This is a genomic window from Nitrincola lacisaponensis (assembly GCF_000691225.1).
Taxonomy (GTDB): Bacteria; Pseudomonadota; Gammaproteobacteria; order Pseudomonadales; family Balneatricaceae; genus Nitrincola; species Nitrincola lacisaponensis.
Window position 1 is genome coordinate 254428 of sequence record NZ_JMSZ01000021.1, and the last position, 10580, is coordinate 265007.

The 10580-nt window shown below is 45.7% G+C and carries 9 protein-coding genes and 3 tRNA genes; 11 read left to right on the forward strand and 1 reads right to left on the reverse strand.

The features are described from left to right. Nucleotides 1-4 precede the first annotated feature (4 nt). From uvrC to ADINL_RS08415, 5 genes are all read left to right on the forward strand, one after another. Complete coding sequence (uvrC, locus tag ADINL_RS08395) at nt 5-1843, forward strand: excinuclease ABC subunit UvrC (protein WP_036546286.1); 1839 nt, start codon at nt 5-7, stop codon at nt 1841-1843. Between the two features lie 25 nt (nt 1844-1868). Next, nucleotides 1869-2417: a CDP-diacylglycerol--glycerol-3-phosphate 3-phosphatidyltransferase gene (pgsA, locus tag ADINL_RS08400; RefSeq protein WP_036546445.1), complete on the forward strand. Its 549-nt coding sequence runs from the start codon at nt 1869-1871 to the stop codon at nt 2415-2417. Nucleotides 2418-2543: 126 nt separating this feature from the next. Beyond that, nucleotides 2544-2619, forward strand: a tRNA-Gly gene (locus ADINL_RS08405). A gap of 36 nt (nt 2620-2655) precedes the next feature. Beyond that, nucleotides 2656-2729 (forward strand) — tRNA-Cys (locus tag ADINL_RS08410). Between the two features lie 44 nt (nt 2730-2773). Next, a tRNA-Leu gene (locus ADINL_RS08415) sits at nt 2774-2860 on the forward strand. A gap of 156 nt (nt 2861-3016) precedes the next feature. On the opposite strand, the gene ADINL_RS08420 is transcribed toward ADINL_RS08415, so the two are convergent. Further along, nucleotides 3017-4000 (reverse strand): integron integrase, encoded by a 984-nt coding sequence (locus tag ADINL_RS08420; RefSeq protein ID WP_036546288.1) that lies wholly within the window; start codon nt 3998-4000, stop codon nt 3017-3019. A gap of 339 nt (nt 4001-4339) precedes the next feature. On the opposite strand from ADINL_RS08420, the gene ADINL_RS08425 reads away from it, so the two are divergent. The 6 genes from ADINL_RS08425 (at nt 4340) to ADINL_RS16365 (ending at nt 10577) form a co-directional block, all read left to right on the forward strand. Then, on the forward strand, nt 4340-4681 hold the full coding sequence (locus ADINL_RS08425) for a MafI2 family immunity protein (protein ID WP_036546291.1): 342 nt from the start codon (nt 4340-4342) through the stop codon (nt 4679-4681). 169 nt (nt 4682-4850) lie between these two features. Beyond that, entirely contained in the window at nt 4851-7520 is a 2670-nt protein-coding gene (locus ADINL_RS08430; protein ID WP_036546293.1) for a TrlF family AAA-like ATPase, read from the forward strand. A 146-nt stretch (nt 7521-7666) separates the two neighbouring features. Next, nucleotides 7667-8095: a GFA family protein gene (locus tag ADINL_RS16230; RefSeq protein WP_084154444.1), complete on the forward strand. Its 429-nt coding sequence runs from the start codon at nt 7667-7669 to the stop codon at nt 8093-8095. A gap of 170 nt (nt 8096-8265) precedes the next feature. After that, a complete protein-coding gene (locus ADINL_RS08435) occupies nt 8266-8667 on the forward strand; it encodes a hypothetical protein (protein WP_036546296.1) in 402 nt (133 codons plus the stop codon). A 524-nt stretch (nt 8668-9191) separates the two neighbouring features. After that, nucleotides 9192-10265: a DUF6414 family protein gene (locus tag ADINL_RS08440; protein ID WP_036546297.1), complete on the forward strand. Its 1074-nt coding sequence runs from the start codon at nt 9192-9194 to the stop codon at nt 10263-10265. 36 nt (nt 10266-10301) lie between these two features. Continuing rightward, nucleotides 10302-10577 carry a hypothetical protein gene (locus ADINL_RS16365; RefSeq protein ID WP_152547650.1) on the forward strand — a complete coding sequence of 92 codons (276 nt, stop codon included), beginning with the start codon at nt 10302-10304 and terminating at the stop codon, nt 10575-10577. The last annotated feature ends 3 nt before the right edge of the window (nt 10578-10580 follow it).

Below are 10580 nucleotides of genomic sequence, written 5' to 3' on the forward strand. Positions count from 1 at the left end.
CCGCATGGCGGAGTCTCAATCGAACACCTTCGACGCTAAAGCCTTTCTGGCCAACCTGAGCACCCGTCCCGGGGTGTATCAGATGTACGACGAACAGGACAAGATTCTCTACGTCGGCAAAGCGCGCAACCTGAAAAACCGTGTCAGCAGCTACTTTCGCAGTTCAGGGCAGGGTGTAAAAACCCAGGCGCTGGTCTCGCATATCCGCCGTATTGAAGTGACGCTGACACACAGCGAAACCGAAGCCTTACTGCTGGAACAAAACCTGATCAAGGCACAGCGACCGCCTTATAATATTCTGCTGCGCGATGACAAGTCTTACCCCTATATCTTTATCTCTTCCACTGACCAGTTTCCTGCGGTGCGCTTCCATCGGGGAGCTAAACGCGCCAAGGGGCAGTATTTCGGTCCTTTCCCCAGTGGCGGAGCGGTGCGGGAAAGCCTGAACCTGCTGCAGAAACTCTTCCGTATCCGTCAGTGTGAAGACAGCTTTTTCCGCAATCGTTCACGGCCATGCCTGCAGCATCAGATCAAACGCTGTACGGCACCCTGTGTCGGCCTGATCGATGAGGAGCGCTACGCTGAAGACCTGCGCCACGCCAGCATGTTTCTTGAAGGCAAAAACAAAGCCGTGATTCAGGAACTGGCACTGCGCATGGAACAAGCGGCAACGGCACTGGACTTCGAGCTGGCCGCCGAGCTGCGTGACCAGATCTCTGCTTTGCGCCAGGTACAGGAACAGCAATATGTGTCTGGCAGCGGTGGCGAGGCCGATGTATTTGGCTGTGCGATCAACAGCGGCGTGATCTCGATCCATGCCCTGTTTGTGCGAGGCGGGCGAGTCATCGGCAGTAAAGCCTATCACCCCAAACTCTCGCTGGAAGGGACAGAGAGCGAAGTGCTGTCGGCCTTTATTGCCCAATTTTATCTGACAGGAGCTCGTGAGATCCCGTCAGCGATCATTTTACCCATAGCGCTGGAAGACGCCGATCTGATTGAGCAGGCGCTGTGCGACAAAACCCAGCGCCGCATACGGGTCATGCACAGTGTGCGAGGTGACAGAGCTGGCTGGCAGCGTCTGGCACAAACCAATGCCCAGCAGCAACTGGTCAGTCAGTTAGCCAGTAAACAGACCATTGCGCAACGCCTGCTGTCCCTGCAGGCACTGCTGGACATGGACACCAGTATTCAGCGTATGGAGTGCTTCGATATCAGTCACAGCTCAGGTGAAGCGACAGTAGCCTCCTGCGTGGTGTTTGACGCGAATGGACCACTCAAATCCGATTACCGCCACTTTAATATCGAAGGCATAACGGCAGGCGATGATTATGCCGCCATGCAACAGGCTCTGGAGCGGCGCTATACCCGCCTGAAGAAGGGGGAGGGCAAGCTGCCCGATTTGCTGGTGATTGATGGTGGCAAAGGGCAGGTGTCTCAGGCCATGAAAGTGCTGGAGTCATTGCAGATTACAGAGGTTCAGGTGATCGGCATTGCCAAGGGCACCACCCGCAAGGCCGGTTTTGAGTTCCTGGTGAATGGTTTGACCGGCAGCGAATCCGTTCTGCCAGCCGACTCTGGAGCCTTGCACCTGCTGCAGCATATTCGTGATGAAGCGCATCGCTTCGCCATCACCGGCCATCGTGCACGCCGAGGCAAACTGCGTAAACGCTCATTACTTGAGGATATTCCCGGTATCGGCCAGAAAAGACGTCGGGAGCTGCTCAAGTATTTCGGCAGTATCAAAGAGATAGAGAACGCAAGTGTTGAAGAAATTGCAAAAGTCTCTACCATAAGTGCTAAGCTGGCACAGGAAATCTGGTCGTGCCTGCATCCCGACAGCTGAACAGGACCACACCATGCTGTTTTCAATGAAAATACCTAATCTGCTGACACTGCTGCGGATTTTTTTGATTCCGGTATTTGTAATCATTTATTACATACCGGGCAGCTGGTCATCCTGGGTGGCTGCCGCCGTGTTTGGCCTGGCTGCGCTGACAGACTGGCTGGACGGCTACCTGGCCCGCCGACTGGATCAGCATTCACCCTTTGGTGCCTTTCTGGACCCGGTTGCCGATAAGCTGATGGTTGCCGTGGCACTGGTGATGCTGGTTGAGACCTATGCAACGCCCATGGTCACCATTCCGGCAGTGGTGATTATCGGTCGGGAAATCGTGATTTCAGCCCTGCGCGAATGGATGGCCGAAATTGGTGAGCGCACCCGTGTCGCCGTCTCCATGATCGGCAAGGTCAAAACCACCCTGCAAATGGTTGCGATCCTGGTGCTCATTGCCGTGCCGCCTTTCTCGCTGCTGTCCTGGGTCGGAATCCTGACCCTCTACGGGGCAGCATTACTGACACTCTGGTCAATGTTCCTCTACCTGCGTGCCGCCTGGCCGCTACTCAGTGACGATATTTGAGCTTTGAGCTGTTTATTATTTGATCATAAATGCTGAAAAAACAGAAACTTGAAAAAAACTATTGACGGCAAATTCTATATCCGTACAATACGCACCCACTGACAGACATTGCCTGTCCAGTGAAATGCGGGAATAGCTCAGTTGGTAGAGCACAACCTTGCCAAGGTTGGGGTCGCGAGTTCGAGTCTCGTTTCCCGCTCCAAATCAGGCCTCGCCTGATCGTTTTAAGAGAGTCAAAGGCTGGATGGCAGAGTGGTCATGCAGCGGACTGCAACTCCGTGTACGCCGGTTCGATTCCGACTCCAGCCTCCATTCTCTTAAACACCTGATCCCCGGATCATACCGTGACAACACCGGCCCCGATGGTGAAATTGGTAGACACAAGGGACTTAAAATCCCTCGGCTGAAAGGCTGTACCGGTTCGAGTCCGGTTCGGGGCACCATCACCAGAAATTCTGCTCAATCTTCCCAGATCATACCTGCAAGCAAGTCTTGCAATATTCAATGTTGCTTGTTTTAATTCCTGAAGACAATCTGGACATATTCTACAGCTGTGATGGAGCACCGGCCCTGCGGTAGCCTTCCTGACGTTTAGAGCTTCACCTGTCCAGGGGACTTGAAACATTGCGTTCATGTATACCGATGACATGGGTATAAATCATGGTCGTATTAATATCGTTATGCCCCAGTAGCTCCTGAATATTGCGTATATCTGTGCCTGCACGAAGCAGGTTTGTTGCGAAAGAGTGTCTTAACGTGTGGCAACTGGCTTTCTTGTGAATATGCGATTTTGCCAAGGCCCGCGCAACTGAACGTCGGACCTGTTGCTCACCTACGTGATGACGACGAATCACCCCACTGCGTGGATCTTTAGCGCGATTAGGTGCCGGAAAAATATACTGCCAGGCGGGGCTGGTAGCCGCCTTAGGGTATTTCTTCTCCAGCGCATAGGGCAAATACACCTTGCCAAAACCTTCATTGAGATCTTGCTGATGGATAGACAAGGCCAGATCAATTTGTATACGCAAAGGTTCAAGCAATGCCTTGGGTAGTAGTGTACGACGGCATTTATCGCCCTTGGCTTCACGAATAATCAGGCACTGCTGAGCGAAATCAACATCCTGGACACGCAAGCGAACCGATTCCATTACACGAAGCCCGGAGCCATACATCAAACTGGCAACCAGTTTATGATCCCCCTCCATAAAACCAAGCACACGCATGGCTTCTTCATGGGTGAAAACAGTCGGTATCCGACGGCCTTTATTGGTTCGAGTAAATGCCAGCTGTCCAAGATCCTTGTGCAGGAAGTGTTTATAAAGAAACACAACCGCATTCAACGCAGTTTTTTGCGTGTTGATGGCAACATGACGCTGATTAGCAAGATAGCTTAACCAGGCATCTACTTCGATGGCTCCCATCTCTAGAGGATGACGCTTCTGATGAAAATAAATGAAATCCTTGATCCAGCCGCAATAGGTTTTTTCTGTACGATAAGCCAGATGACGTGAGCGCATGGATGCACGGAGCTGATCCATGAAACGTGAAGGATTAGCAGGCAAGGGTGGTGGTATATCATCCATTAACAGCTCCTTGTTATGAATTAAATAACAATACTGTTTTTATATACAGTATTTTGTGTTTGGTCAAGTCAGAGTGGCTGGCAAAGTGGTCGTAGAGGCTCATATCCAGGAAGGTAGTTTTAAAGTTGTATTAATTTTAAGAAAATCATACTCTTGCTTTCATTTGGTGAAATCGTGATAGTAGTCTGCATGATCGATTTGCCATTGGCATGAATGTCATAGATGCTAGAGAAAATGGAACAGCCCAGGGTTTTGAGCTAGCTTGGGTTCAATTAATTGGCTGGGATAGTGGTCTTGGCAAAGTGGCCTTTGGGGCTACGATATAAATGTTAAGTGTCTATGAGAACTGAGCACGATATAAAATTAATGTTGTATGCCCAAAGCGGGCTTCTGGGTGAAGTTGCGCCATCCTTTAGGGCAGTGTCATTCAGCCTGTCTAAGGACGGTGAAGACTTGGTTGCGCGTTTTATATTCGATGGTGAGCCAAGCGAAGAAGCTAAGGAAGTTGCTAGCGTTGCACTGACCAATATCCTAGCAAATTATTCAAAGAGCCATCGCAGCTATACCGAAGAGATGTTAGCGGTTCCGTATCCAAATAAGATGGAGCACCTTCCGCTGCTGGTTTATCTGCGTAACGAAGACGATTGGAACTCATGGTCAAAACTATACAAAAACACTTAACAAGGCGCATCACTCGCGGCCTTCGGCCGCTGGGATGCCAACCGCTGCGCGGCTGTCACCCGTGTGCTTTGCGTTATATGCCTCCAGAAGCGGCAGCTCGTGCTTTTTATTTGGATCGAAAAGGGCGTTGGAAATAGTATCTTTAGCCTATTGATATTGGATTTCGGAGATGATTTTGGACAATAACTTTAATAATGGCGCTAGGTTTTTTCGAGCTGATCTTCACATACATTCTTACGGAAAAGATTCAGGTTCGTTTGATGTTAATGACCAACAAATGACACCTCAGAATATTGTGGACACAGCAATAGATTCTAATCTAAAAATTATTAGTATTACGGATCACAATGAAATTCTAAACAGTAAGGCCGCAATTGATTATGCAGAAGGCAAGGATATATTTGTTGTGCCAGGGATTGAGGTCAGCACAACACAAGGGCATCTCCTTGTATATTTTCAGAGCTTTCAAGACTTGAGGTCTTTTTACGGGAAACTTACTATTTCCGACGACAAAGAGCGTTGCTCACAAGGTATTGTCGAGTGCTTAAATTTTGCTTCGCAATTTAATGGATTTGGAATACTTGCTCACATTGAATTGGATTCTGGATTTGAGAAAACAGTAGTGAGATTTAATGCTCAAATGGAAGACATATTATGTCATCCGGCGTTGCTTGCTCTTGAAATAAGTAAAAAAGATAGTTTTTATCTTTATACAGATGATGATTCCGATAGTAATCGATTGGCTCTAGTAAAAGAGCGGAGAAGCAGACTTAACTTACATGATGATGCAATACTGCCTAAAGTTATGTCTTCCGATTCACACTCAATAAATAAGCTTGGGACAAATGCGGAAGGCAATAAGAAGCTAACACGTTTCAAAGTTGATGAATTGAGCTTTCAAGCAATTCGCATTGCTTTGATGTCCTATGAGTCTCGTGTGCGTATCGAAGATGTAATTCCTGAAAGGGTTCCAAAATTTGTCAAAGTGCAGATTAAGGGAGGCCTTCTAGATGGCCAGTTTATTGATTTCAGTAATAACCTAAGCTGCATAATAGGCGGCAGGGGTACCGGCAAGTCAACATTGATGGAGATTGTACGAGCAGCATCAGGGAATGAATCCTCGAAGGAAGTTGTTGATAGCGATGTGTGGCCTGATGATATTAGTTTGTTTTACGAAGATGAAACAGGAAAAGTAATCGAATTCCGTCGCTCTAAAAATGGTGATGCATTTAATTACACGGATGGAGATGATGGGCTCCAGAAAGTGCCTATGGAGTGTTACGGGCAAAGCGAAACAGCTGATACTATAAAGAACAGTGATGACGACCCGCAAAAATTACTAGATTTTCTCGACGGTTTTTTGGAGGTCGAGCATTTAAAGCAGGAAGATGCAAATGTCTGCCAATTACTGCTCGACAATCAGAGTGCGCTAGGAAAGCTACGAATTGAGGTTGCAGCAATAAAAGATACCGAAAGGCAACTCAATTCCTTAAAAGAGAAAAAATCTAGGTTAGAACAAGATAAAGTTGGAGATCTTGTTAAGCATCAAGTTGCTTTGGTTAAAGAGAAAGGGTTAAGGGATGACCTTATAGAGCAGCTAAAAAATCTTGTTAAAAACTATCGCGAAGTTCTTAAAGATTCAACCTTTTTTGAGTATTTTGACAATTTTTCCGATGATGAAATAATTGTAGGAAAAGACCAGATAGCCGAAGTAAAGAGACTGATTGATGAATTTTCTGAAATTGTTTCAGGTAAATCTGACGAGCTAAATTTGGCCTTAGAAGAAAAGATTGAGCTTCTTAAGGTTCAGCTTGAATCATGGAAGTCAAAAGAGTCTGACATTCAAAAGCAGATTGACGATAAAAAATCAGAGCTAGAAAAAGCAGGGATTCCTTTTGATATTGGAAAAATTAACCAGATTGCTAAAGATCTTGAATATTATGAGAAGCGTCTTAGGAAGCTACAGGCTGACCAAGTCAAGTTAAAAGACGCAGAGAATGAAAGAGCACAGCTTCTGAGGCAACGGATTGAACTGAAGAAAAATATCTATAAGGAGCGATATGCTTTTAGTGTCCAGATAAATAACAACTTAAAGAACTCGGTTGATGGGCTATTTGTTTCAGCTAAATTTTCCGAAGGGGGTTACTCGCCTAGGTTTGAGGAGCTTCTTAAGCAAGTAATGGGGTGGAGGACTTCCCAAGTTAAAAGGTCCGAAATTATAGCCTCTAATATGTCACCTATAACCTTTTCATCAGAAGTCAAACGCCGCCGAAAGTCAGCCTTTGCTAATATTCTGGATGAGAATGGAGGGCCTGTGTTTTCGAATGAAGATATAGATCGAATTTTCGAACAGGTCGGTGAGAGCAATACATATGAAGATTTTCAAGCACTTACATACGAGGATAGGCCGCATATTTTGGTGACTAAAGTAGTAGAGGTTGACGGACAGACAAGGAATATATCTAAGTCAATATCTAAGTTGTCACTAGGTCAGCAGCAGTCAATCCTATTGGCAATTCTTATTCAATCTAAAAACAATATTCCGCTTCTAATAGATCAGCCAGAAGATCACCTGGACAGCGAATTTGTATACAAAACTATTGTTGCCAATTTGAAAAAGATTAAAGAGACGCGACAAGTAATTATCGTTACACATAATGCTAATATCGCAGTTTTGGGTGATGCAGAGTTGATTGTTCCGCTTCGGAGTACAAGCGATAAAACTTCGATTGTAAATCGAGGATCAATTGACAGGGAATCTATACAGAAAGATTGCTGCGCAATACTAGAAGGGGGAGAAAGAGCATTTTTACAGCGGCAGAATATATATTCGTTATAATTGCATACAGTGTGTTGCTCAAAACCAATGACTAAGATTAAAAAAGATATTATCATTGAAAGTTCTGCTTGGTCATTGTCCCAGGCAGCATATAACAAGCGCATGTTGTCGGACTGGTTTTCCGCTGCGCTCCAAACCAGCCGCAAATGCGGGCGTTAACTGTACAAAAGGAGGCGTGCGTGAAAGGGAGCTGTTTGTGTGGGACCATAGAATATGAGGTTGCCACACTTGATATGTCAATCATTTATTGCCACTGCAAAACTTGTCGAAAAGCACATGCTGCACCTTTCGCGCCTACCGCTGGTGTACTGAGAGAAAATTTTCGATGGTTGCGTGGAGAGGATAAGCTTTCGAGCTTTGAATCCAGTCCTGGAAAGATGAGGCATTTTTGTTCGGTGTGTGGCACTCATTTAGTAGCAGAGAGGCCTGGTCAGCCACATGTCATTCTGCGGGTTGCAACCTTGGATGAAGATCCAGGCTTAAAACCAGAAGCCCATATTTGGACGGGTCATGATGTTGAGTGGCTGGAGTATGAAGGTATCCCCAGCTATAACGAGTGGCAGCCAGGCAGGTGATTAATACGGTTAACAAGGCAAATGCACACGGACGCCAAAAGCGCCGCTTCGCTCTGCTTTTTGGTGCCGGTGATTTGCGGCGTTAAATGGCTCGATGAATCATGGAGCAACTTCACAGAGTACAGCGCTATCTTGACCGAATAAGAGCCATATATGCTGGATGTCCTCACATGTTCAAGCGGGTTGAGTACTACGAAGATGATGTGGTTTCGTTCTTTATTCACTGTCATCATCTTGCCGATTGGCTTCCGGAAATGTACCCGGCGAAGTATCAACGTCAGGCGCTGCAAAAGTTCATCAATAAGCACGATGAGCTCAGGATTTGTGCTGACTTTTGCAATGGTAAGAAGCACTGCCGAATTAAACGGCTCAGAAGTGGTTCCCAACCTGATATCTCGAATCGTCACTGGTTGATTGCGACGTACAAACCGGAAATGAAGAAGCCAATCACATTTTTCTGTCAGTACGAAATTGATCACAATGGTGTTAGTTACGATGCACTCAAGTTGGCGGAAGATTGTCTCAGGCTCTGGAGAACAGAGATCCGTAGGGCGGCGCTTTCCGCCATTTAACCAGTCGCTGTAGTACGCGGCCGATGGCCGCCGGACACCCTTTTCATTGCGGCTTCGCCTCCATTACAAGGGTGCCGCTAAGCTCAGCGTTAGCCGTGAGTCGGAAAAAGCTTATGCTATCTATCTTTTGTCCTGTAAGCCGATGTCCTTCCGAAATGGAGAATGTAGCCTCTCTGGTTATTCACGAGCTCAAATGTGCAGAAGGTGGCTCCGTCTACCTGATGATCCGATTCCGCGATTTGACGGGAGTTCTTGCGGATAGCGACCATTGCTTTCTATCCATGGAAGAAGCACTAGATGAGGCTGAATGTTCTTTTGGAGTATCTCGGAGCAATTGGCAACCGCTTTCAGATGAAGAAGCGGCGAGAATCGATTCATCAATACACAATGGCATCGGCTAACAAGGCCAGCCAGTGTGAAGCCAAAACCGCCGCTTTGCTCTGGTTTTGTCTCACCTGCTGGCGGCGTTAGGCATCTGGTGTTACCCACGAATAGTAGGCTAGCAGTTACTCACAGGACACATGATGAAAGAAATAAAAGATTTTATATATCTTGATATGGAGAAGGTAAGTTCGCTGTATAGCCAGATATCAGGTGGAATAGTTCAATCTGTAGAAGCATCCTCAACGTCTAGTGAAAACAGTAAAAACTTAAGAAATTACGACTTCAAAATATTCAAGCATGAGGCAGGTGGCACTGAAACAGAGTCTCAAGCGATTAAAGAAGTCCGAGTTAGCCATCACGACGTATACAACGAGCTTGAAAGTGAGCTTTTTGAAAAAGGATACGCTGCTGAAATTGGCGTCGACGTTACCAGAGAAGCAGTTGAGTCAGGTAATGCCACCAAAATATTTGAAAGTGCTCTATGTATCAAGGTCGAAGGACACGTTGTATTAGAAGATTATGAGCGGATCACTAGAATCGCACATAACTATGAAGATATCGTCGGTTTTATAAATAACAGCATCAAATCGAATTTGACAGAAACTCCTGAGCTAAAAGAGCTCATCGAAAAAGTTGATGTTATTAAAGAAGACATCAAGAAGATGAAAAACGGTGCTGCAAAGACTAAGAAAAAGAGCGAATTATTAGATTTCGAAAACACTCTAAATACAGTCTTCAGCTCTAGGGAAATAGGTAAAGTAGATAACTGGATTATTGATGGGTTAAAAACATGGGTTCGAGTGTTTCTTCCTGATGTGTTTAATGTTCGAGTATACCCATTTGAAGACTTAGAAATTTTTCATGTAATGTCTAATGTAAAGCGAAAGTTTTTCCTTGATGATAATACTGAGTCTGTCCATTACCTGTTTGGTTCGAAGCCTACAATAAAAGTAACTATGTTAGGGGTTATCACATCCATTCCGAAGAAAGATGGGGACTCCTTCGAGCCAATGAAAGAGTTTGAAGATAAAGATTTAGACGAGGACGGCAATGAGTCACAATCATTCGAAAACGGGTTTCGTGGTGTTTTTCGAGGTTTTGATGGCTTAGAGGAAATGATTAGAACCTGTAGGTATCCTCGAATAATGGTTCAGCCTATTGCAATTTATCGGGCAATCAAGCCTAACAAAGCATTGCAGCGGACAAGCCGCTGAATGCGGCGTTATACATGATTTAGAGGAGATACCAAAGTGTTTAGAATAGCTATGCTTTTACTTGCTCTAATATTTTTATCTGGTTGTAGTGCCCATAGAATTTGGTATGGATCAGATAAACCGCAAATGTCAGTTGCGTTAATCGACAACAAAGGAAATGTTATCTTAAAAGATAGACAGCTGAGAGAGGGAAGTATCGTTGAAGGATATGTAATTGCATGGTCTCCGGAATATAACGCGGCATTTGTTTCTGCCTCTGGGAAAGGCTGTGTTCAGCCAGCAGTTTATGCAAGAACTGTAGTGGTCAAGTAAAAC

Excerpts from the sequence above, each read along its gene's own strand:
- uvrC (WP_036546286.1), top strand. The coding sequence starts at position 5 with ATGGCGGAGTCTCAATCGAACACCTTCGACGCTAAAGCCTTTCTGGCC.
- ADINL_RS08435 (WP_036546296.1), top strand. The coding sequence starts at position 8,266 with ATGTTCAAGCGGGTTGAGTACTACGAAGATGATGTGGTTTCGTTCTTT.
- ADINL_RS16230 (WP_084154444.1), top strand. The coding sequence starts at position 7,667 with ATGCGGGCGTTAACTGTACAAAAGGAGGCGTGCGTGAAAGGGAGCTGT.
- ADINL_RS08440 (WP_036546297.1), top strand. The coding sequence starts at position 9,192 with ATGAAAGAAATAAAAGATTTTATATATCTTGATATGGAGAAGGTAAGT.
- ADINL_RS08430 (WP_036546293.1), top strand. The coding sequence starts at position 4,851 with ATGATTTTGGACAATAACTTTAATAATGGCGCTAGGTTTTTTCGAGCT.
- ADINL_RS08420 (WP_036546288.1), bottom strand. The coding sequence starts at position 4,000 with ATGGATGATATACCACCACCCTTGCCTGCTAATCCTTCACGTTTCATG.
- pgsA (WP_036546445.1), top strand. The coding sequence starts at position 1,869 with ATGAAAATACCTAATCTGCTGACACTGCTGCGGATTTTTTTGATTCCG.
- ADINL_RS08425 (WP_036546291.1), top strand. The coding sequence starts at position 4,340 with ATGAGAACTGAGCACGATATAAAATTAATGTTGTATGCCCAAAGCGGG.